22 protein-coding genes are annotated in these 21928 nt (G+C 47.9%); 19 read left to right on the top strand and 3 right to left on the bottom strand.

Annotated elements, in window-relative coordinates:
* Positions 1-5 precede the first annotated feature (5 nt).
* The 5 genes from H7T88_RS27360 to H7T88_RS27340 all read left to right on the top strand — a co-directional run bounded on the left by H7T88_RS27360 (position 6) and on the right by H7T88_RS27340 (position 3737).
* The gene (locus H7T88_RS27360; protein ID WP_221791525.1) at positions 6-587 is read left to right on the top strand and encodes an NAD(P)H-dependent oxidoreductase; all 582 of its coding nucleotides are present in this window, start codon (positions 6-8) and stop codon (positions 585-587) included.
* 102 nt (positions 588-689) lie between these two features.
* Positions 690-1001, top strand: a complete 312-nt coding sequence (locus tag H7T88_RS27355; protein WP_123066816.1) for an ArsR/SmtB family transcription factor — start codon at positions 690-692, stop codon at positions 999-1001.
* Positions 991-1137 (top strand): hypothetical protein, encoded by a 147-nt coding sequence (locus H7T88_RS27350; protein WP_221791523.1) that lies wholly within the window; start codon positions 991-993, stop codon positions 1135-1137. The genes H7T88_RS27355 and H7T88_RS27350 overlap by 11 nt, the downstream gene beginning before the upstream one ends.
* A gap of 117 nt (positions 1138-1254) precedes the next feature.
* Positions 1255-2280 (top strand): LLM class flavin-dependent oxidoreductase, encoded by a 1026-nt coding sequence (locus H7T88_RS27345; protein WP_221791521.1) that lies wholly within the window; start codon positions 1255-1257, stop codon positions 2278-2280.
* A 281-nt stretch (positions 2281-2561) separates the two neighbouring features.
* The gene (locus tag H7T88_RS27340) at positions 2562-3737 is read left to right on the top strand and encodes an AI-2E family transporter (RefSeq protein ID WP_090924907.1); all 1176 of its coding nucleotides are present in this window, start codon (positions 2562-2564) and stop codon (positions 3735-3737) included.
* A gap of 97 nt (positions 3738-3834) precedes the next feature.
* Here the strand turns inward: H7T88_RS27340 and H7T88_RS27335 are convergent, their stop codons facing one another.
* Positions 3835-4206, bottom strand: coding sequence for an ArsR/SmtB family transcription factor (locus tag H7T88_RS27335; protein WP_090924908.1), 372 nt, complete (start codon positions 4204-4206; stop codon positions 3835-3837).
* A 450-nt stretch (positions 4207-4656) separates the two neighbouring features.
* On the opposite strand from H7T88_RS27335, the gene H7T88_RS27330 reads away from it, so the two are divergent.
* The 7 genes from H7T88_RS27330 to H7T88_RS27300 all read left to right on the top strand — a co-directional run bounded on the left by H7T88_RS27330 (position 4657) and on the right by H7T88_RS27300 (position 12911).
* Positions 4657-6957, top strand: coding sequence for a heavy metal translocating P-type ATPase (locus H7T88_RS27330; RefSeq protein ID WP_221791519.1), 2301 nt, complete (start codon positions 4657-4659; stop codon positions 6955-6957).
* A 118-nt stretch (positions 6958-7075) separates the two neighbouring features.
* A complete protein-coding gene (locus H7T88_RS27325; RefSeq protein ID WP_154892176.1) occupies positions 7076-7432 on the top strand; it encodes an SdpI family protein in 357 nt (118 codons plus the stop codon).
* A gap of 314 nt (positions 7433-7746) precedes the next feature.
* Complete coding sequence (locus H7T88_RS27320; RefSeq protein ID WP_090924910.1) at positions 7747-8196, top strand: MerR family transcriptional regulator; 450 nt, start codon at positions 7747-7749, stop codon at positions 8194-8196.
* Between the two features lie 257 nt (positions 8197-8453).
* Positions 8454-9674, top strand: coding sequence for an MFS transporter (locus H7T88_RS27315; protein ID WP_154985857.1), 1221 nt, complete (start codon positions 8454-8456; stop codon positions 9672-9674).
* 93 nt (positions 9675-9767) lie between these two features.
* Positions 9768-10190 carry a universal stress protein gene (locus tag H7T88_RS27310; protein WP_253497672.1) on the top strand — a complete coding sequence of 141 codons (423 nt, stop codon included), beginning with the start codon at positions 9768-9770 and terminating at the stop codon, positions 10188-10190.
* Positions 10191-10367: 177 nt separating this feature from the next.
* On the top strand, positions 10368-11792 hold the full coding sequence (locus H7T88_RS27305) for an aldehyde dehydrogenase family protein (protein WP_221791516.1): 1425 nt from the start codon (positions 10368-10370) through the stop codon (positions 11790-11792).
* Between the two features lie 351 nt (positions 11793-12143).
* Positions 12144-12911 (top strand): MerR family transcriptional regulator, encoded by a 768-nt coding sequence (locus H7T88_RS27300; RefSeq protein WP_221791514.1) that lies wholly within the window; start codon positions 12144-12146, stop codon positions 12909-12911.
* A 183-nt stretch (positions 12912-13094) separates the two neighbouring features.
* Here H7T88_RS27300 and msrC read toward each other — a convergent pair whose 3' ends face one another.
* The gene (gene msrC, locus H7T88_RS27295) at positions 13095-13574 is read right to left on the bottom strand and encodes a free L-methionine (R)-S-oxide reductase MsrC (RefSeq protein ID WP_154892181.1); all 480 of its coding nucleotides are present in this window, start codon (positions 13572-13574) and stop codon (positions 13095-13097) included.
* 186 nt (positions 13575-13760) lie between these two features.
* Here msrC and H7T88_RS27290 point away from each other — a divergent pair, with 186 nt between their 5' ends.
* From H7T88_RS27290 to H7T88_RS27275, 4 genes are all read left to right on the top strand, one after another.
* A complete protein-coding gene (locus tag H7T88_RS27290; RefSeq protein ID WP_145336608.1) occupies positions 13761-14057 on the top strand; it encodes a hypothetical protein in 297 nt (98 codons plus the stop codon).
* A 233-nt stretch (positions 14058-14290) separates the two neighbouring features.
* Positions 14291-14863, top strand: a complete 573-nt coding sequence (locus H7T88_RS27285) for a GNAT family N-acetyltransferase (RefSeq protein WP_221791512.1) — start codon at positions 14291-14293, stop codon at positions 14861-14863.
* A gap of 286 nt (positions 14864-15149) precedes the next feature.
* Positions 15150-16658: an MDR family MFS transporter gene (locus tag H7T88_RS27280; protein WP_260511179.1), complete on the top strand. Its 1509-nt coding sequence runs from the start codon at positions 15150-15152 to the stop codon at positions 16656-16658.
* A 159-nt stretch (positions 16659-16817) separates the two neighbouring features.
* Entirely contained in the window at positions 16818-17309 is a 492-nt protein-coding gene (locus H7T88_RS27275) for a hypothetical protein (protein WP_221791508.1), read from the top strand.
* A gap of 98 nt (positions 17310-17407) precedes the next feature.
* On the opposite strand, the gene H7T88_RS27270 is transcribed toward H7T88_RS27275, so the two are convergent.
* Complete coding sequence (locus H7T88_RS27270) at positions 17408-17869, bottom strand: MarR family winged helix-turn-helix transcriptional regulator (RefSeq protein ID WP_090924920.1); 462 nt, start codon at positions 17867-17869, stop codon at positions 17408-17410.
* Between the two features lie 463 nt (positions 17870-18332).
* Here H7T88_RS27270 and H7T88_RS27265 point away from each other — a divergent pair, with 463 nt between their 5' ends.
* The 3 genes from H7T88_RS27265 to H7T88_RS27255 form a co-directional block, all read left to right on the top strand.
* Positions 18333-19664 (top strand): MFS transporter, encoded by a 1332-nt coding sequence (locus H7T88_RS27265; RefSeq protein ID WP_154892185.1) that lies wholly within the window; start codon positions 18333-18335, stop codon positions 19662-19664.
* A 200-nt stretch (positions 19665-19864) separates the two neighbouring features.
* Positions 19865-21160 (top strand): hypothetical protein, encoded by a 1296-nt coding sequence (locus tag H7T88_RS27260; RefSeq protein ID WP_221791506.1) that lies wholly within the window; start codon positions 19865-19867, stop codon positions 21158-21160.
* Between the two features lie 49 nt (positions 21161-21209).
* On the top strand, positions 21210-21928 hold a 719-nt coding region (locus tag H7T88_RS27255; RefSeq protein WP_221791504.1), incomplete at its 3' end, for a hypothetical protein.

Here is a 21928-nt window from a genome sequence, read left to right as displayed (position 1 = left end):
AAAACATGAAACATCTTATCGTATACGCTCATCCACATACAGACAGCTTCAATAAAGCCATTTTGACTACAGCCGTAACTGCTCTGGAAGCAGAGGGGCATGAGGTCGTTGTACGTGATCTGTATCAACTCGGCTTTCAGCCTGTACTGACTGAGGCGGATACAGCTGCAATGCGTGCAGGACAGACTCCCCAAGATATCGTAGCGGAGCAGAAATATGTGACAGAGGCAGAAGCTATTACGTTTATCTATCCAATCTGGTGGACGGGGCTTCCGGCGATTCTGAAAGGATACGTTGACCGGGTGTTTGCTTACGGATTTGCTTATGCATCTGGAGCGACAGGAATTGAGAAACTGTTAACGGGTAAAAAAGGTGTTATGATCAGTACACACGGAACGCCGAAGGACGTGTATGACCAGATCGGTATGACGGATGCGCTCCAGCTGACTTCCGACACAGGGATTTTTGATTTTGTAGGAATCGAGCCGGTAGGCCATCTGCTCTTCGGTGGTATTGGTTATCTGGATGATGCTGCATATCAAGCAATGCTGGATGAAGTGAAACAGACGGTAACAACACGTTTCTAACATGGAATTGATCAGATGTGAATTGCCAAGCCGACTCTTGATGAGTCGGTTTGTTAGTTTATGGGGTTTGGCAAAAGGTCAAAAAGGGGGTATAATCGACCCATGGAACCTATACTCATTTTCAAAGCACTATCTAATGAGACACGCAGACAGATCCTGTTGTGGCTGAAAAACCCGGAGCAGCACTTCTCCCCCCTCGAGCTATCCCAGCATCCGGATGGCGGTAAGAGTGGGATCTGTGTTGGCACGATTCAATTGAAGGCTGGACTGGCACAGTCTGTAATCTCCAGCTATTTGTTGACGATGCTCAAGGCAGGGTTGTTGTTATCGGAGCGCAGAGGACAATGGACGTACTATCGACGCAATGAAGAAACGATACAGGCTTTTGCCGAGTACGTACAACATGAGTTATAAGCCGGATGCCGGAACGGAAGCTAAGGATGCAATACGCAGCAAGCAGGAGATTCCGTCCGGATGTGAACGGCTAGAGGTTGTAAGAACACGTGGTGTGTACCACATGGACTCCCGGCTTTCTTCGCTACATGTATGAAAAGAATCTGTCTTCGAAACATAAGAGTTATGTTTCATTTTTTAAGCAAAATGTTGTTTATTTATATCTATATATCTGGATATACAAAAATATAATCACAGAGGAGTATGAACTTTAATGAGTATTGAACATCAACATAAAGAACATATCACTGACGTCAAACTTTCCGTGCTTGACCTTGCTCCCGTTGTCGTGGGATCAACCCCTGCAATTGCACTTCGCAACAGTCTGGAGCTCGCACAACATGCCGAGCGTTGGGGATATCATCGCTACTGGGTGGCTGAGCATCACAACATGCCAGGCATCGCTTCGTCTGCAACCTCGGTTGTAATTGGACACTTGGCGGGTGGAACGAAGTCCATTCGTGTAGGTTCTGGTGGCATTATGCTGCCGAACCATGCACCACTTGTCATTGCAGAGCAGTTTGGTACGCTTGAATCCCTGTATCCTGGACGCATTGATCTGGGTCTGGGCCGTGCGCCCGGAAGTGATCGCCGTACATCCGTTGCGCTTCGCAAAGATCTGAACAGCGGAGAAGATTTCCCTGAGCTGCTGGCAGAATTGCGTGCATACTTTGATGCATCGGCAACGTCCTATCATGCACCCGTACGCGCAGTGCCCGGCGAAGGGCTGAACATCCCGATTTACCTGCTGGGCTCCAGTGATTTCAGCGCACGATTGGCAGGCCAGCTGGGATTGCCGTTTGCTTTTGCCAGCCACTTCTCACCAGATTATACCCGAATTGCTCTGGATACCTACCGCAATAGCTTCCAGCCGTCGGAGAGTCTGAAGGAGCCTTATGTCATCGTAGGGGTGAATGCCGTGGTGGCAGATACCGATGAAGAGGCTGCGTGGCTAGGGACGACGATGCAACAACAGTTCCTGAACATCATCCGCGGCACAACAGGGCTTGTACAGCCGCCAGCTGTGATGGATGAGAAATGGACAGAACGCGAACAGGCTACTGTAGCTCAAACACTGAAAGCTGCGGTGAACGGTTCACCGGAGAAAGTGAAGGGCCAGCTGGAGTCCTTTATTCGCCAGACGCAGGCAGATGAATTGATAATTACGTCGATGATCTATGATCATCAAGCACGTCTGCACTCGTATGAGTTGATTGCACAGCTTGCGGGAAACGTATAAAGGTTTTAATGTGAATAGCATCGGATCAGAGAGAGACGGTTCGCCTCCAAGCGGAGGTGGATCGTTTTTTTATGGGAAATTTTTCAAACGGTCGGTGTGGGGCACGTTGTGCATTTTGGGGTAAAATGACTTTACTCGCTAAATTTGAAACGGTCAACGGGCTCATACGTATAAATCGGGAGTATTATACATATGTTGGCTTGTACAAGAGTTAATTGTACCCGTCAGGCAGAAAGGTGATTATAACGGAAGAAAGATACATAAGAGAGGACGACAAGCCTATGGAGCAACCTGAGCAACAACCTGAGGTACAAACCCGGGTGTGGCCTGAGCGATTCAAACGATTTTTTCTGAACAACAAATTTGTGCTGTTTCTGTTAGTGCTGCTATTGGTAGGACTGAACATTATGGTGCTGACCAAGGTATCCTTTGTGTTCCATCCGCTAGCGGTGTTACTCAAAACAATTCTTCTGCCTATTATTCTGTCGGGCATCCTTTATTATCTGCTCAATCCACTTGTGGACGTGATGGAACGATGGAAAATCAAGCGAGGCTGGGGGATACTGATTCTCTATCTTGCCATTGGTGGCATCTTGACTATTGTGGTGCTGGCAGTTATTCCTGTGCTACGTAATCAGATTATGGGGCTGATCGCCAATTTCCCTACTTACAGTGAAAACGTAAGGGAACAATTCGAGGAATTGACAGGCAATAAGCTGTTCAGCCAGGTGCAAGATACGATCAACATGAACTGGCAGGACTGGTGGGGCACGATTTCCACGAAAGCTACCGAGATCCTCAATTCTACCTGGACGAAGCTTGGCGGGTTCCTTGGTGCATTTACCGAGACCGTGTTATCTATCGTAACCGTGCCATTCATCTTGTTCTATCTTCTCAAAGACGGCAAGAAGTTGCCGGACAAGATTTTGTCTTTTTTGCCAATCAAAAGTCGTACCGGTGCCATGCATGTGTTGCATGATATCAACCACCAGATCAGCTCATTCATCCGTGGACAGATTATCGTCAGCTTCTGTATCGGTGTGTTGCTTTACATCGGGTACATGGTCATTGGTTTGGATTATGCTCTGATTCTTGCAATCATTGCTTCCTTCACGAGTGTTGTTCCTTATCTGGGGCCAGCAATTGCCATTACTCCGGCTTTGATTGTTGCTCTGGTGACTTCGCCAGTGATGTTGCTGAAAATGATTGCCGTGTGGACCATTGTACAGCTGATTGAAGGTAAACTTATCTCGCCGCAGATTATGGGTAAAACACTCAAAATTCATCCGATCACCATCATCTTTGTCATTCTGACTTCAGGGAACTTGTTCGGGGTAGTCGGCATCCTGCTTGCGGTTCCGGGATACGCGGTACTTAAAGTGGTGGTGTCACATATATTCAACATGTTCAAAGATAAGTCGGGCCTTTATGATCCGAACAATAACCGTTTGCTGTAACTATTAAAACGGTTCCCTTACACAACAGAAACCCCCGTCCATCGGCATAAGGCCGAGTGACGGGGGTTTCTGTTGGTTTGAACAGGCTGGCAGTAGCCTAGCCGTGTTTGATATGTTGGAGCGTTTGCAGGAAAATCTGCTCAATATGAGCATCATCCAAAGAATAAAAAACGGTCTTGCCTTCCTTGCGACGCTTCACAATCCGCATGTTGCGGAGAGAGCGCAGCTGGTGGGAGATGGCTGACTGACCCATGTCGAGCAATACCGTTAGATCATGTACACATAATTCTTTCTGTAACAGTGCATCAATAATACGTAGACGTGTTGGATCACTAAATGCTTTGAACCAATCCGCCATCTCGGAAGAGGTCTCCCGATCTATAAGTGAGGTGCGAATGGTTTGCACATCGGCTTCCGTACCTAAGCAGGCATCATCGCAATCATGTGGAGCTTTAACCGGTTGTTCCATTCCTATCACCGCCTATGTTTAACAACTTGATAGCTCTATTATATCCAAAAAACGCCTAAAGCGAAATGATTACTATTTGCATATTCTGTATCCAAAATCAACACCTTGTGTTGACACTCCGGTTTGGGCATGCATATAATAGTGTTAATTGAACATATGAATGATTGCTCATATATTATTGAATACAAGATTATATAAAAAAAGATGAACTATTTTTTACACAAAAACGGAGAGGACAGAAAAAACCTGGAAAAGCGGAGCGTTCGCCTGAAAGCTTTCTGAAAAGAAAGCTACATCGGAAGCCTACACTTATCACCAAATTTCCCTCTGAGGATGAAAGGGATAAAAGAAATTTGGGGATAACAGCGATTGGAAGGTTATTCTGTCATCGTAGTGCTCGTGTAATACCTTTAGTTCAACTTTTTTCGGACTGCAAAGGGGAGAATTCACATGGGAACCGAACAGGAACAGGTGAAAAGGGAACTGCTGCTTGACGGACTGGATTGTGCCAACTGTGCACTGAAGATTGAAAATGGTGTGAGTAAAATTAAGGGCATTAATGAATGCTCCGTTAATTTTGTAACCAAAACGTTATCCATGTACACCAACTCCGATACGGATGAGCAGGTAGTGGAGGAAGTGAGGCGCAAGGTGTTGCGGCTGGAGCCACATATTCGTATCTCGGAAAAAGGGTCGGGTAGTCTTGCCCACACGAACGTAAGCCAAGCGGGTGGCACGCATAAGCATCAACATCAGAGCCATGCTCATTCACATGAACATTCACATGGACATACTCATGATCATGGACACAGTCATGGACATGATCACAGCCATACGCATAATCACACCGAAGGCAGTGACGCTCATGCAGGGCATTCACATGAGCATGGTGCCGGACAGACCAAAACGTTACTAGCCCGCCTTGCTACGGGGTCTGTGTTGCTGGCCGCAGCGATCTGGTCACCGCTCGATGGCTGGGCACAGCTTGCGCTATACGTAGTGGCTTATCTCATCGCTGGTGGCGATATCGTGCTACAGGCATTCAAAAACATCATTCGCGGTCAGGTGTTTGATGAGTACTTCCTGATGACGGTTGCCACGCTAGGTGCGTTTGCCATCGGAGAGTATCCTGAGGGTGTCGCGGTCATGCTCTTCTATCAGCTCGGAGAGCTGTTCCAGGGCATGGCAGTGAATCGCTCGCGCAAGTCGATTCAGTCCCTGATGGATATTCGCCCGGACTATGCGAATGTTCTCACAGGTGCAGGGGAAGAGACCCGGCGTGTCTCCCCGGAAGAGGTTCGCATTGGCGATCGGATTGTGGTTAAAGCCGGTGAGCGTGTGCCCCTCGACGGTATCGTAAAGGCAGGCCGCTCCATGGTAGACACATCCGCGTTGACGGGGGAATCTGTTCCACGGGAACTGGAGCCTGGAAGTGATGTACTCAGCGGATTTGTGAACAAAAACGGCATGTTAACCATAGAGGTCACCAAAACCTTTGGTGAATCCACCGTATCCAAAATCCTCGATATGGTGCAGAATGCCAGCAGCCGCAAGGCGAAAACGGAGCATTTTATCAGCAAATTTGCCCGGTATTACACACCTATTGTGGTCATTCTCGCTGCTCTGATTGCTTTCGTTCCGCCACTGCTACTTAGCGGTGCAACGTTTGCAGACTGGATCTATCGTGCGCTGGTGTTCCTCGTTATTTCATGTCCTTGTGCACTTGTTGTATCGATTCCGCTTGGCTTCTTTGGCGGGATTGGTGCAGCTTCGCGTAACGGCATTCTGGTCAAAGGAAGTAATTACCTGGAAGCTCTAAATGACGTTAAAGTGGTAGTGTTCGACAAAACGGGCACATTAACCAAAGGTGTTTTCAAAGTCACGTCTGTTCATCCTGAAGGTACGCGTACGGAAGAGGAACTGATGAAGCTGGCCGTGATTGCCGAAGCGAATTCCAATCATCCGATTGCAGAATCCATTCGTGCCGCTTGGGCGAAAGACATTCCCTCGCAAGGTGTGGACGGATATGACGAGATAGCCGGACATGGAATTAAAGTCAATGTGAACGGTCAGGAAGTGCTCGCAGGCAACGCCAAGTTGATGGAGCAGGCAGGGATCATGTATACGAAGCCGCAAACGGTAGGAACGGTTGTGCATGTAGCTGAAGCCGGAGAGTATGTCGGACACCTCATTATTGCGGACGAAGTGAAGGAAGATGCAGCGTCTGCGATAGAGGCACTCAAACAGCTAGGCATACACAAAACGGTCATGCTGACCGGCGATGCCAAAGCGGTAGGCGAGGCAGTTGCACGCCAGCTTGGCGTGGATGAGGTTCATGCCGAACTTCTACCGCAGGATAAAGTCGAACGACTGGAACAACTGGAACAAAACAAATTACCGAAGGAAAAAATGATCTTTGTCGGTGACGGGATTAACGATACACCCGTGCTGGCCCGTGCAGATGTCGGTGTTGCCATGGGCGGACTCGGATCGGATGCAGCAATTGAAGCAGCGGATGTGGTGATCATGACGGATGAACCATCCAGAATCGCCAGTGCCATCCGTATTGCGAAGCGTACACGCCGCATTGTCTGGCAGAATATCGGATTTGCGCTGGGAGTCAAAGCAATCTTTCTGTTGCTGGGTGTATTCGGGATCGCCACCATGTGGGAAGCTGTTTTCTCCGATGTGGGTGTGACGGTGCTTGCGGTACTGAATGCGATGCGGGTTCTACGAATTAAGAACGTTTAAATGGTTTGAAACGTACATCACGGCTCTGCGTATATACGTAGAGCCGTTTTACTTTATTTATGGCAGACTGTGAACCGAATTGGCCTGAGAGCTAAAGTGAAAAGAAGGAGCGAGTATTTTGGCAGGAGCATTCGTGGGGATTATATGCGGAGTATGTTATTTCATTTTGGGATTGATGGTGTATAAGAAGCCGCCAAAACAAATTAACGGAATATATGGTTATCGTACACCACGTGCAATGAGCGACCGGGCGCTGTGGGAAGAAGCGCAGCGGTACAGTTCGGCGCTGATGATGCAATTTGGAGTTATTATTACCGCTTTTGGTGTGATTGGTTTCTGGCTTACGGATGTGCGTGCGTTGGTACTGAGTCTAGTCGCTGTTGGTTTCTATACCATCAGGCTGTTTACCCGGGTGGAAGGCCGTTTGAAGCAAATGCAAAGGGCACAGCATGAACAGGACAAGCAAGAGAAATAAGAGAAGTGAGATGAGTAAGATAAGACAAGGTCAAGAAAAGGTCAAGACAAGGTCAGAACAACTAATGTCAGTAAGTACATGCAGAGCCATGCTTAATGACCTGTATTATCACCGAGATCCGCGGATGCGGGTCTTTTTTTGTCTTTATTTTCTGCTTCTGTCTCAAATACGGAATGGAATGGTCGATTTTATCTATCATTTCATGAATAATTTTAACGGTTAAATTCCAAACTAAAATCTAACGTTGACGTTAACGTTAGAATTATATATAATTATGTACATAATACTAATGACATATAAGCGAGGTGGAGTCGATGAGTTTGTTCAAAATTGATGATGTCGCCAAAGCCTGCGGACTGACCAAGCGTACCATTCGATACTACGAAGAGATTGGTGTGATGCCTTCACCTCAGCGGACAGACGGCGGAACGAGGCTATATTCACAGGATGACATCGACTATTTGAAAAAAGTGGTTCGAGCCAAAGAGGTGCTTGGCTTTTCGTTACAAGAACTTCATGCCTATGTAGCTACGACAGATGTGCTGAACGAGCAACGTTTCGACTATCAGCAGACCACTGAGGTGAAAGAGCGGATCGAAAAGCTCACCCTGATGGAAGCCACATTGGATGGTCAGTTGCAGTTGCTGGAGCAGAAGCTTCAGAGCATTCATGCTGTACAACAGGAGCTGGAGGAGCTTCGTGGGCGCGTTAGAACGGGCATACAGACGTTGCAAGCCAACGCTCGTGAGAGAAACGAAGATTAAGACGAGTAGCCAACAGAGAAGGCAACAAGAAGCCGAAGTGAAAAGATACGCATAGGGAGCTTTTGCAAGTCTTTATGTGGGAGTGCAGAGCAATATGGATGAATGCAATACACCGGGATTTCCGGTGTCCTTGTGCTGTTTTTACAACTCTTTTTCTGAAAAAAACAAGAAAACTCATGAAAATTAATTAAACTAATCAATTGTTCTCAATTATTTTCACTATCTCAACATTACACATTACATCGGAGGAATGACCTATGAAAAGAGAACCATCACTACCTGACGAATTGCCGTCATCCCGTGGAGGTCTACTGTCCCAGCCACGAGCGGTATGGGCTGTAGCTTTCGCCTGTATCATCTCGTTTATGGGTCTGGGCTTGGTAGACCCGATTCTGCCAGCCATTGCGGATCAGCTACACGCGTCCAAAAGCCAAGTGTCCTTGCTGTTTACTAGCTATAACGCGGTAACGGGGATCGCCATGCTGATTACGGGTGTGGTTTCCAGCCGGATTGGCGTGAAATGGACACTGCTCAGCGGTATATTGCTGATTATTGTATTTTCGTTCCTTGGCGGTACATCGGACACGGTCGGAGCGCTGGTTGGTTATCGCGGGGGCTGGGGACTCGGGAATGCCTTGTTCATCGCCACCGCGTTGTCAGCTATTGTTGGCTTGTCCACGTCAGGGACAGCCAAGGCTATTATTTTATACGAAGCAGCACTGGGTCTAGGGATTGCCGTTGGTCCGCTACTTGGCGGGGAACTGGGTTCGATCTCTTGGCGCGGCCCGTTCTACGGGGTAGCTGTACTGATGGCAATTGCGTTTATCAGCATCATGTTTATGTTGCCCAAAATGGCTAAACCGAAAACACGCAGCACGTTATCCGATCCGTTCAAAGCGCTCGGGTACCCTTCACTGAAAACGTTGGCGATAACCGCCTTTTTATATAACTTTGGATTCTTTACGTTGATGGCGTACTCCCCTTATGTCATGAAACTGGACGAACACGGCCTTGGGTATGTTTTCTTCGGATGGGGATTGATGCTGGCGATTACGTCCGTCTTTGTGGCACCGAAGCTGCAGCGCCGATTTGGCTCCGTGCCTTCCATGAGTGTCATGCTCACGTTGTTTGCGCTGGACTTGCTGGTGATGGCTGTGGGTACGGTAATGGGCTCATCGGTGACGGTTATTGTTGCGGTGATCGTAGCAGGGATTTTCCTTGGAATAAACAATACGTTGATCACAACGGCTGTGATGGAGGCCGCTCCAGTGGAGCGCTCCGTAGCCTCTGCGGCGTACAGTTTTGTGCGGTTTATGGGCGGTGCACTAGCCCCTTGGCTTGCGGGTAAATTGTCTGAATGGTTTTTGCCAGAAACGCCGTTTTACTTCGGTGCGTTAATGGTGCTGATCGGTGTTGCTGTATTGTTGATGCGTCGTCGTCACCTGCGGGATATTGATGCGTCCATCACAGCTCATTAAGAGTTGGTTTATGCCTACAGGAAATTAGTACGAGCGCAACGCGTGGATAGATGTAGATGTTTAGAACCGATAAACAGACTGGAGGATATGGGTATGCTAAAACGAATATTGGTCGCTGTAGATGAATCGGATCATGCGAAAAAGGCGCTGGAACAGGCTCTGATGCTGGCTGAACAGATGAAACATCCTGTCAGTCTGACGATTATGCATGTGAATCCTTCTATCTCAATGAACGAACCAGCGCTTGGCGTTGATTTGGAGGAACGTATCGCTGAAGAGGGGAAGCACATTATAGAGCCAGTGGTTGAACAAATGGTTGGTCGCGGTGTGGACTACGAGACATTGCTGGTTGCAGGTGATCCTGTAACTGAAATCTGCCGGATGGCGAGTGAGCGGAAATGTGACCTGGTTGTGATGGGCACCGGTGGCAAAAGTGTGCTGGCTGAGATTGTAGTCGGCAGTGTCAGTCATGGTGTGCTGAAGCATGCCGAATGTCCGGTACTGACGGTGAAATAAAGCAACGATTTTTCTAAAGATCATCCACCGCACGGCCCTACCAACAACCAGTACCGAGTAACTTATATCGTTTCGTCAACTGGGTGGAAGAGGGCGAAATGGTGTATAACTAGAGTAGAGTTATGTAAGGATGGTAGTTACTCGCGAATCGAATGAACGGGAACGGAGGATGCGTTTATGAAAAAACAACATCTGTTTATCGGCGGTAAGTATACCGAATCGGTACACTATACAACACTTCGAGCACCTTATTCCGGGGAAACGCTGGCAGAAGTGGCTTCGGCCTCGGCGGAGGAGACTGAAGCCGCCATTGCGGCGGCTGTGAAGGCACGTAAAGCGATGCGCCAAATGCCTGCACATCAGCGTGCAGACTTGCTGTACAAGCTGTCGGCCATGCTGGAGGAACGTAAAGAAGAGGCAGCCCGCATCGTTGCATTAGAGGCGGCAAAGCCGATCACGGCGGCAAGAGGCGAGATTGATCGTACGATCGAGACCTATCGGTTTGCTGCCGAAGAGGCAAAACGTTTGACTGGAGAGACCGTTCCGATGGATGCGGCAAAAGGCGGCGAAGGTCGTATTGGTTATACGATGCGGCAGCCGCTGGGGGTGATTGGGGCCATTACACCGTTCAATTTTCCGATGAATCTGGTTGCTCACAAGGTTGGACCCGCACTGGCTGCTGGAAATACCATCGTGCTTAAACCTGCGGAACAGACTCCGCTGTCTGCCTATTACATCGCAAACCTGCTCCAAGAGGCAGGGTTGCCAGACGGAGCACTGAATGTGGTGAGCGGTGATGGTAAAACAATTGGCGATGTACTTGTGAGCCATCCGGATGTAGCTTATCTTACCTTCACAGGTAGCCCGGCCGTAGGAACAAACATCCGCAGCAACGCAGGACTGAAACGTGTTACGCTGGAGCTGGGTTCCAATGCGGCTGTCATTGTAGACAAAGATGCGGATCTCGACAAGGTCATCCCGCGCAGCGTTACGGGAGCTTTCACATATCAGGGCCAGGTATGCATTTCGTTACAGCGCATCTATGTGCATCAGTCGATTGCCGAGCCATTTATTAAGCGCTTTGCCGAAGCTGCTGAACAGGTTGTAATCGGTGATCCGCTGAACGAGGATACGGTTGTATCAGCACTTATTACATCTAAGGATGTACAACGTACTCTGGACTGGATTGAAGAAGCGAAACAGGCAGGGGCAACCGTGGTCGCGGGTGGTGAGGCTGAAGGAGGCGTATTGCGTCCAACCGTGCTTGCGAATGTGCCACGCGATGCAAAGGTTTCTTGTCAGGAAGTGTTTGCACCGATTGTTGTGATTAACACGGTTGATTCCGTAGAAGAAGGCATTCAGCATGTTAACGACTCTATGTATGGACTTCAAGCTGGGGTATTCACGAATGACATTCAAACGGCACTTCGAGCTGTGGATGACATTGAAGCGGGCGGCGTAATGATCAATGATATCCCGACATTCCGGGTAGATCATATGCCGTATGGCGGTGTGAAGCAAAGTGGCATCGGGCGTGAAGGTGTGAAATATGCAACGGAAGAAATGACGGAATTGAAGTTTGTCATGTTTAACAAAAATTAAGTGAGTTCATCGCTTGTAATAAACAGATTATATGAAATTTTAGAAGATCCTGTATCCATCTCTGGTGCAGGATTTTTGCTTGTAATTCTATATCATAAACGATCGATATCCGCTTAAAGTGGCCTCAAAAAAACCATCATTTTTCTGAACTGACTATAGGTTCACAATGGGTGAGAAGGGTATAAAATAGGTAACATCCTGCAAGCAACTGTCTGAACCCGTTGAATTTCATAGGACATGGATGCACGCATTTTCAACTGCGTTTTTAATTCTTTTGTATCTTTTTAAATATATCGGAAGCACGGCGGGTGAACACACAGAGCACGCATAACAAGTAGGAGGTGAATTCATATGGCGTATTCTATGACGGATGTATCGGGTATGTCGGGTGTGAGCCTGAGTGAGTTAAGTCATTATGCGGAGCTGGGGTTATTGTCCCCTGCCTTTCGTGGACTGGATGAGGATATTTATTATGAAAAAAAAGAGTTGCTGACGCTGCAGCAGATTCTGTTCTGCAAGGAAGCAGGAGTAGCGGAGGAAGAGATCGGCTCTATGCTTAAGGAAGAGCCTGTGGAGATCATCCGTGTCATGCGGCAACATCGTATCCGAATTTTGGAGGAAGCACTTCGCCTGCACGGTTTGATCCAAACGCTGGATCGAACGGTTTCTTATCTGCAAGGGGAAGAGACGATAGAGGAGCACGAACTCTACCATGGCTTCGAACATAATACGCGTCATGCCAGATTGCCAGAAGCAGGTCAAACACAGCACTTGCCTGAGACCCTGCCGTCACGTGAATCGAAAGCGGAGAAGATCGAGTTGAAATCCAAAGAGGATTTTTTGGACTCACAGACCAGAATCGATCAGATTCATCTGGATCTGAAACAGGCGCTGGAGCTTGGGCTTGAACCGGGCAATCCGGCTGTGCAGCAGATTATTGGAAGACACCTTGAATGGATCAAAGGGTATTACACACCTACGGCTGAGATTTATCGGGATTTGGCCAATCTTTACGTGGAGCACCGCGATTTTCGGAACATGTATGACGGTTATCATCCAAGACTGGCAGAGTTTCTGCGAGAGGGAATGATCATCAAAGCGGCACAGGATCTATCCTGAATGCATAAAGTAACATGGGCGGGCAAGATGATTGGTAAGAACATTGGTAAGAGCATTCGTAAGAACATAGCAACAAAAAGCGCAGCCCTCCCGGAGGTCTGCGCTTTTTGTTCGTACATATGGATATCACCGGGTGAGGACAGAGTCCTCTTGTTTACATGAATATGAGATGAATCGGACGGCTTACAGTTGCTCGACGAGCAAGCTAACCGCTTTTTCCAGGAAGATGCGATCCTCATCGTCAAAACGGTTTTTGATCGGGCTGTCGATATCGAGTACGCCATATAATTGTCCGTCTTTGATGATCGGAACAACGATCTCACTGTTGGATGCAGCATCACAGGCGATATGGCCTGGAAAAGCATGCACATCATCAACAACGAGTGTGCGTCTCTCCGCAGCAGATGTGCCGCATACTCCGCGTCCAAGTGGAATACGGATGCAAGCAGGCAATCCCTGGAACGGTCCGAGGACCAGTTCTTTTCCATCATACAGATAGAATCCGACCCAGTTGGTGTCGGTTAAAAATACATTGAGCAGCGCAGCAGCGTTAGCCAGATTGGCAATCGCACTAGGTTCATCGCGGATCAGAGCACTTAACTGTCCCAGGACGGCGGTGTGCTGCTCGCTTCGTGTTCCTTCATAGGAAACAGCTTGAAACATGGTGAATCACCCTCCCGAGCAAAAATGGTACTTATTTTCAAGATAGTGCAGTAGATGCGGTTAGTCAAGCGGAATGATTTTGGAAAGAGATTACAGTGTCCGGATTGTCACCTGTTTCTTCGCTTCTTTCGCGGGGTAATTACTTAGCAACCAAGAAGGGCTACAACCCGGGAAGGAGCTTAGCTTATGCATGCAGAAGTACAGAATCTATTCGTACGAATTCATCTTCTATATTTTGCCCAAAATCAGGATTTAAACGTAAGCGACGCGCTGCCTTTGTTAGAAGAGCGAGGATATCGCGTGGGTGAACGTGAGATCAAACAGGAGCTTGAACACCTGACGCAAGAGAACTTCTTGACTGCCCACGGAGATCAGTGGAGCCTGACCGGGACAGGCATTGAGGAGTATAAGGAAATTGTTGCTGTGCTTGGACGGGTGAGCGAAGAATTGTTGCCTGACAGCAAGAAGGCCTCTCCGGCGTAAAACTGTTGCAGATCAGATTTTGCGAGCAACTGAGCAAATAAAGATTGATTCTCGGCATAGAACAGGACAACCTGTGCTGGTGGATTCATAGTTACATCAAGACCGGGAGCGAATGCGCCCGGTTTTTTGATATGATCAGAAGAGTGAACAGTTGCCAATTGGTGCAGGTTATGGTTAGATGGCTAATGAATCTTATGGTCTGCAAGAGAAGGATCGGATCGGAGTGTCAATTGATGTATAAATGTAAAGGAAGAATCCCGGAAATGGAGACACCGCGGTTACGCTTACGCAAAATGCGCCGTAAGGATGCTGCGCAGATGTTCGAACACTGGTCCGACCGGGAGGTCACACGGTATATGAATCTCGCGCCCATGATTGGGACAAGCGAGGCGGCCGATATGATCGGGCTACTCAATCATATGGCAGGGGAAGAAGACGCCATTCGGTGGGGCATTGAACTGAAAGCTACCGGTAAACTTATCGGTAGTTGCGGATTCAACACCTGGCAATTGGAAGGGGCATTCCGAGGTGAGATCGGATATGAGCTGGGCCGTGAGTACTGGCGTTACGGATATATGTCCGAGGCATTCACAGCGCTGCTACCCTTTGGTTATGAGACGATGGGATTGAACCGGATTGAAGCACTTGTGGACCCGCGTAACGCAGCCTCAGGAACTTTCCTGACAAGCCAGGGATTTACAAGAGAGGGCCTGCTTCGCCAGGTACAGCATACGTCTACGGGATACAAGGATATGGTGATGTACTCGCTATTATATGATGAGTTTCTTCGCAATAAGAGAAGGTAGTGGCAAGGAAGGTAGGAAAAGATACTTAATTTATTTTGAGATTACACATTAACGAAGAAACAGAACAAAGCTGGAGAAGTGGAACATTCACCCAAAAGCTTTCGGCACGAAAGCTACATCGGAAGCATAGGCTTATCACCAGATTTCTCTTTATAGAAAAGAGATGAAAAAATCTGGGGATAACTGTGATCGAAAGCTTGTTCTGTTTTGGAGCAGAAAGTAAAATCAACTGTTAATTATGTATAAGATTAAAGAGAGAAGGGTTTGTGTGAATACAACAGGAGGTTTGAAGCGCAGTTTCATTCTTGCGGGTTTGCTGCTGGCAACGTTTCTGTCCGCGATCGAAGGCACGGTAATCGGTCCGGCGGGTCCAACGATTGTCAGCGAATTGGGGAGCGTGCAGCTTCTCAGCTGGATTTTTACGGCATACCTGCTCACGATGGCAGTCAGTACTCCGATTTTTGGCAAAATCAGTGACATATATGGGCGTAAACCCGTTTTTCTCATCGGCTGTGCCTTATTTTTGCTCGGCTCACTCTTATGCTGTCTTTCGCAGAATATGGAGCAACTGATCATCTACCGTGCCATTCAGGGGATTGGCGCAGGCGCTGTAGTACCGGTTACCTTTACGATTATCGGGGATATCTACCGCATTGAGGAACGGGGCAAAATTCAGGGCTGGATCAGCTCGGTATGGGGCATTTCGTCTCTCGTTGGGCCGCTGCTCGGAGGTTATTTTGTGGACAACCTCGGCTGGCAATGGATTTTCGGATTTAATGTGCCCTTTGGCTTGCTCGCAATGTGGTTTGTATTCCGTTACCTCAAAGAGGACATTTCACCACGTACCGCTAAAATTGACTATGTTGGTGCGCTCACCTTCACCGTTGGTATTACCGCTATGCTTTTTGTATTGTCGGCAGGTGGGCAGTATTACGCGTGGAGTTCTCCATTGATTGTGGGACTGAGCGTGGTCGCTGTTTTGTTTCTTATCTTGTTTTTTGTGGTGGAAAAAAGAGCCCAGGCCCCGATGGTTCCACTTCATCTGTTCCGTATTCGGGACATCCGGGTGGCGAATATCGCCGGCCTGCTGACCAGCACATTGATGATCGGCTTAACCAGCTATCTGCCACTCTGGGTGCAGGGAGTACGTGGAGGCAATGCAACCGAGTCCGGTTTGCTGCTCGCGCCTATGTCCGTTGGCTGGCTGATCGGTAGCGTATGGGCAGGCCGATTGTTGCTCAAGATTGGATCACGGCTGACCAGCTTAATCGGACTTACCGGGATCGCGATTGGTTCGGGCGGGCTGTTCTTAGTTGGTGGAACCTCGCCACAAGCCGTGTTGTTTATTCTGACCTTCATTTATGGTCTTGGTTTTGGTTTTGCCTTTACGATCTTTACGATTATCGCGCAGTCGTCTGTGGGGTACAAAGAGCGTGGTTCTTCAACGGCACTACATACGTTCATGCGTACACTCGGCCAAACGATTGGGGCAGCGGCATTTGGAACGTGGCTGAATTTCCGTATCTCGACACTGTCGAGTGAACAAAATTTAGCGGCATCAGGTATATCGGAGAAGGATCTGAATGAGCTGCTTGCACCGCATACGGATGTTGCGTTATCAGACGAGAAGTGGGCGTTGCTACGCAGTGTACTGGAGGGTAGTTTACACTCCTTGTTTGTCATCATGTTTGTTATTGCGGTCGTTTCATGGGTCACTACGCTGGCCTTGCGCAAAAGGCTAATTGTTCCTGAGGATGCAGATGCCCCGCCGCAAGTGGAAGCTATGCAGAAGTAACTGAAATGCTGGGAGAAGTAATGGAAATACACCGCAAAACAAGGGGATTCAAGGATCGATGCATATTTTCGCTATGTACTAAAAGCAGCTGAACATCAGCTGCTTTTTATATTTCCGTGGGTTTGGTATGATGAACTGGAAAAAGGAGGATGATGTGACTTGAGCAACCCGAAGTGGCTAGCCCTGCATTCCGTTTCCTTTCCTGTCCGTATCTTCTCAGCATTGCTGACTTGTATTTCAATCTCTGTCATTATGGTTTTTATTAACTATGTACCGGTTGCCGAGCGAATGGAGAATACTTACTATTATCCGCTATGGTATTCATTAGTTATAGCTGTACTGATTACTCTAGCAATCGCCATTTTTCTTATTCTTCCGCTGTCACTTTTGACGGATGCGGTGACTCTGTCCTTAGCGCGACGATTCAAAGGAGTTGCGATGCAGGTTGTTTCCATCATGATTGGTTATGTGCTGTTAGCAGGATCAAGCGGTGTTCTGTTCTCTGTTTTTGTGTTTCGGGAAGATACGTTTCTTTACATGGGGGCAATCCGCCAGATGTTCATCTTCACCCCGATCTTTCTGGGCTGGCAATATATTTTGAGGGCTGGGTCTCATTGGCTAAAAAATAATAAACAAGCAAAAACCGGATGAGCCTTGGTCAGACCCATCCGGTTTTTGCATCTCTACCACTCTTTTAAGTTATCCAACGTAAACCTGGTTACCTGGTTCGGATGTGGCGTGCATACGTTCTAGCTGCTTGCTGACAGACTTTCTGCACCATGCGCCAGTCTTCCTAGAAGCTCGGACAGCAGTTCTTTGTCCTCTTCGCTTAGACCGCTGACTGCGCGATCAATCTTGACCGCATATCCTGGATAGATGTCATCCATCGTGCGCTGGCCTTCTTCTGTCAGTTCGACAAAAATGATTCGTCTGTCTTGCGGACAATGTTTGCGGCGTAGAAGCCCTTTTTGCTCCAGCTTGTCAATGACATAGGTAACGTTCCCACTCTGCAACAGCAGTTGAGCCCCTACCTGCTGGATTGGTTGTGCTCCTTTCATATATAACACTTCGAGCACTCCGTAGGCAGTCGGGTTAAAGCCATGTACTTTACTTCCAGATACAGCGTGTTCATTCACACTTTTGAACGTATGAGCCAGGGTGCGGTACAGATGAAGTGAACGTTCTGTCCCGATCTCTTGTAATTCCAGCATGCTGATCCCGCCTTTCAGTGTATTTATATAAGTTGACGTGATATATGAAGGTTCTCTTTGCTGTATAAGTTTGAACTAAGGTTAATTTACCCGTACATCAAGTTAAACCTATACAAAGCGTTTAGTAAAAGATCAGATCAACTTATATGAGTTGGATCATTATATCAATTGACGAATCAGAGGATCGTCATATATTCATTGTAGACCTCAATTTGGCCGAAAAACATGCGATATGTCACAAGATTTGCATTTTTAGCATTTAAAATTTGATCATTTGTCACGATTTTGGATACATATTTCGATTGGAGCAACCAAATGGATTAGAGTGCAGAATACCAGGGGAATGAAAAATCATCCTGTGGATGTTCTATCATCTCCGACTCGGGCAGGAGGTTCTACCCGAGTCTCTTTTATATAATCATTTTCATATTAAACATTCGGAAAATGATGGAGGAGAAGTGAGATGACGAATTACACTTTAACGGGTCAAGGGACACTGAAACAGAATCGTGCATTCATGACATTAATGGTATCTCAGGCGATATCCAACTTGGGGGATTGGCTACACCTGTTGGCTATTTTCACACTGGTAGGGCTTCGCTGGAATGCAACGCCTTGGGAGATCACGTTTGTAATGTTATCTGCGGCACTGCCGATGCTACTCACAGGGCCGTTTGCCGGTGCTCTGGCAGATCGCCTGAACCGAAAGTGGATGATGATTACAGCGGATGCTGCCCGAATTATTATCGTGGGTGCATTTATTTTTGCGGATCAGATCTGGCATGTTTATGTGTTGCTTATTCTTAAATCTTTATTTGATATCATGTTCTCACCCGCCAAGAACGGTAAGTTAAAAGAAATTGTGCCGCATCACCAGCTTGCTCAAGCGGTTTCCATTAGCTCGGTGATTGAACAGATGTCCAAAATTATCGGACCGGCGCTGGGCGGATTACTTGTAGCCGGGTTTGGGATTACGTGGTGTTTTGTGCTGGATGCATCGTCATTTCTGATTTCTGGCCTCATTTTATTGTGGATTCCTGGACATCGGGTGATCCAACGGACGAATTCTGACGTAACAGAAGTAGAGGAAGAGACAGCAGGATCGATTCAAGTCAAACAATCCTTTTGGAAAGAAACACTTGAGGGCATCCGTATGCTAGCTTCTCTGCCTCATGTCGGAACGTCACTTTTTTTACTGGCATCCGCGATTTTGTTTCTGCAATTTGCTGATTCACAGACTGTAGTTTTATTCAGGCAACTACCTGGCATTTCCGGTGATCTGCTTGGATGGTGCGTTGCCGCAAGTGGTGTTGGAACGTTAATCGCAGCGATGAGTGTCCGGAAATGGAAAACAGCGAGCCACGGGTTAAAAATGGGGCTAGGAACCGCTGTAACAGGTCTTGTCATTGGAACGGCTGGATTAGTCGTGGTTGTATGGCCTTCAGCAGGAATAGGCGCACAGCTGCTTCTTATTTCGCTGTTTGCCTTGGCGGGTGTAGGTATCGGGTTTGCAGTCGTGCCTTTTCAGATTCTGCTGCAAGAACAGACCCCTGAGCCGATGACAGGCAGGGTATTTGGTACCGTAGGCAGTGTGATGACAACGAGCAACATTCTCGGCCCTGTGGCTGGCGGGTTATTAGTGACTTCGTTTGGTGTTGTGCCTGCTTTTGTAAGTTCAGGCATTCTGTTGACACTGCTGGGTCTGCTGTATTTGTTGAAGCCAAGAGCGAAGAGCGGAGAAGATCTGGAGGCAGTTCTTCCGGCGAAATCCGTGGCAACCGGAGAGGTGTCGTAAGGTCGTTTTTGAGAGGTAATCATTGCGCATGAAGGCGGAAATTGATTTAAATTTAAAATATTTTTACTGAGAAATCGTTTGAGGAAAAGCCTTCATGTTTAATGAGGAACAGGCAGAAATCCCTGTATTCTAATTAATCCTAGGGGAAAACTCATATGCCTTGTCCCACCAACGCTAGCGCGGAAAGGGGGTGAAGCAACTTGAACTTAAAAGGGAAATTACCCAGATCGATCACTCGTCTGGCAAGCATTCCGTTAGCCATTTTGGCCGGAACGTTGGTTATGGGCATTGGTTCATCGCATGCATATGCAGATGATGCTCAGAATCAGGCGGGTTCAAGCAAACCGTCCAGCGGATTGTCACTGAACCTTTTTTCACACGATGCAGATGGCAGTCTTGATCTGACTCCATCGATATCTCTATCCACACCACTACTGGATGTAGAGGTTCCTTCGATCCAAACGAATGCATCTACCGGCAAGCTAAGTGTATCTGAATTGAAGGTCGATACACCGCTTGGATCGGCAGGAACATCGCAGATTGGCATCGATGCGAAGCAAGGGACGGTCGATCTTCCTTCTGTACAAGCAGACACGCCTGTCATTCGAGCAGATGTGTCCAGCAGTCAGGTGAATCTACAAGAGGGAACAGCTTCCTTGCCGGGAATTAAAGCCGAGGTTCCCGAGGTCATCAAAGCAGAGACGTCTGCTGTACAAACAGACCTACGGCAAGGCAAGGTTGAACTTCCTTCCGTGAAAGTTGATGTTCCTGAAGTTACATCGGTGGATGTCAGGGCATCAGGTGTAAATCTGAGTGAAGGCAAGGTACGGCTTCCAAAGGTGAAAGCAAAAGTGCCTGCTACTGGTGTATCAACAGAAGTTGATTCTGGTAAAGGGAAGATTGAACTTCCGGTTGTGAAACCGGAGCAACCCGCGAATACTTTAGATCAGCCTAGTAAAGCAGTCGATTCACCTTCGTCTCAGGACAAAGTGAGTGGACAGAACACGGCACAAGATGAAATACAGGTTACAGGTCAGGTGATGGATCGTGAGATCAATCCGGACTCGGTAACCGAACCTGCTGTTTCTCAGGCTGTGCCTGTGAAGCAGGATGGTCTGAAACAACGTGCTAAGGAGACAAATTCAAACTCAACAGCGGAGAAACAAGGTCAGGGGAAGCTGAATGCGGATCAGGCAATACCTGAGAAGCAGAATAAAGCCTCTGCACCATGGCAACCACGGGCAGAACGACCGGTTAACTGGTCTGTTATGGCAATAGCTCCCTCTGCAACGAGTACCTCTACAGGTACAAGCTCCGGTTCGTCCGGTGTGACGGGGGGCGGAGCATCTGTTCCGGCTGTAGCACTGCCTTTGGCGATAACAAGTCTGGTGATGCCGGGTTATGGTTTTGCTTTTAACATGGAACGCTTGGATGGTTTCAGCCAGTGGTCACAAGCACCACCAGGTCAGCCGCCGAAATATACCTCTTTCTCATAAACAACAATGGCGTTAATTCAACCAAAAATGAGAAGGAGTGTATATTATCATGAAAAAAGTGAATCGTTGGGTAAAATTGTCGGTATTGTCGGGTACGCTGGTAGCTGGATTGCTGGGAGTTTCACAGTCAACCTATGCAGATAGCTATAACAGCAACAGCAGCGGTAATTTGGATCTGAATGCAGGTCTGCGTCTGGAACTGGGATCATTGTTGTCAGGACAACGTGACGCTGGTTACGGGAATACTGGCAGCTATGGGGGTTCCTCTAACGCAAGAGGTGCATTGAATCTGGATCTGGGACTAAACGCCGGTGTATCCGCCGAGAACATGAACCGTTACAATAACGAATCTACGGACGTTACGAGCGAACAAAGTAGCTCTGGCAAACTGGGCCTCGGTCTGAATGCCAATGTGTCTGGAGAAGCAGCAACGATGAACGAGTATTCACGAGACGGTCAAGCACGCAACACAAGTAGCAATTACGCTAGCGAAAGCCGCGGTAAGCTCGATTTGGGTCTGAACGCGAAAGCCGAAGGAGATAGTGCAACAATGGCTCAATCCGAACGCAATAGTAACGTGAATGACCGTGAGCGTACTGCAAGCAGCAGCTATGCCAGCGAAAGCCGTGGCATGCTGGATCTGGGTCTGAACGCGAAAGCGGAAGGAGAGAGTGCAACAATGGCTCAATCCGAACGCAATAATAACGTGAACGACCGTGAGCGTACTGCAAGTAGTAGCTATGCCAGCGAAAGTCGCGGCATGCTGGA

This window comes from Paenibacillus cucumis (ex Kampfer et al. 2016), assembly GCF_019748695.1.
GTDB lineage: Bacteria > Bacillota > Bacilli > Paenibacillales > Paenibacillaceae > Paenibacillus > Paenibacillus polysaccharolyticus.
Note: the sequence above shows the minus strand (reverse complement) of the source record. Positions and strands in the feature narration are given on the sequence as shown.

Coding starts and splice junctions, on each gene's coding strand:
- H7T88_RS27360 (WP_221791525.1), top strand. CDS start 6: ATGAAACATCTTATCGTATACGCTCATCCACATACAGACAGCTTCAAT.
- H7T88_RS27355 (WP_123066816.1), top strand. CDS start 690: ATGGAACCTATACTCATTTTCAAAGCACTATCTAATGAGACACGCAGA.
- H7T88_RS27350 (WP_221791523.1), top strand. CDS start 991: ATGAGTTATAAGCCGGATGCCGGAACGGAAGCTAAGGATGCAATACGC.
- H7T88_RS27345 (WP_221791521.1), top strand. CDS start 1,255: ATGAGTATTGAACATCAACATAAAGAACATATCACTGACGTCAAACTT.
- H7T88_RS27340 (WP_090924907.1), top strand. CDS start 2,562: ATGGAGCAACCTGAGCAACAACCTGAGGTACAAACCCGGGTGTGGCCT.
- H7T88_RS27335 (WP_090924908.1), bottom strand. CDS start 4,206: ATGGAACAACCGGTTAAAGCTCCACATGATTGCGATGATGCCTGCTTA.
- H7T88_RS27330 (WP_221791519.1), top strand. CDS start 4,657: ATGGGAACCGAACAGGAACAGGTGAAAAGGGAACTGCTGCTTGACGGA.
- H7T88_RS27320 (WP_090924910.1), top strand. CDS start 7,747: ATGAGTTTGTTCAAAATTGATGATGTCGCCAAAGCCTGCGGACTGACC.
- H7T88_RS27315 (WP_154985857.1), top strand. CDS start 8,454: ATGAAAAGAGAACCATCACTACCTGACGAATTGCCGTCATCCCGTGGA.
- H7T88_RS27310 (WP_253497672.1), top strand. CDS start 9,768: ATGCTAAAACGAATATTGGTCGCTGTAGATGAATCGGATCATGCGAAA.
- H7T88_RS27305 (WP_221791516.1), top strand. CDS start 10,368: ATGAAAAAACAACATCTGTTTATCGGCGGTAAGTATACCGAATCGGTA.
- H7T88_RS27300 (WP_221791514.1), top strand. CDS start 12,144: ATGGCGTATTCTATGACGGATGTATCGGGTATGTCGGGTGTGAGCCTG.
- msrC (WP_154892181.1), bottom strand. CDS start 13,574: ATGTTTCAAGCTGTTTCCTATGAAGGAACACGAAGCGAGCAGCACACC.
- H7T88_RS27290 (WP_145336608.1), top strand. CDS start 13,761: ATGCATGCAGAAGTACAGAATCTATTCGTACGAATTCATCTTCTATAT.
- H7T88_RS27285 (WP_221791512.1), top strand. CDS start 14,291: ATGTATAAATGTAAAGGAAGAATCCCGGAAATGGAGACACCGCGGTTA.
- H7T88_RS27270 (WP_090924920.1), bottom strand. CDS start 17,869: ATGCTGGAATTACAAGAGATCGGGACAGAACGTTCACTTCATCTGTAC.
- H7T88_RS27265 (WP_154892185.1), top strand. CDS start 18,333: ATGACGAATTACACTTTAACGGGTCAAGGGACACTGAAACAGAATCGT.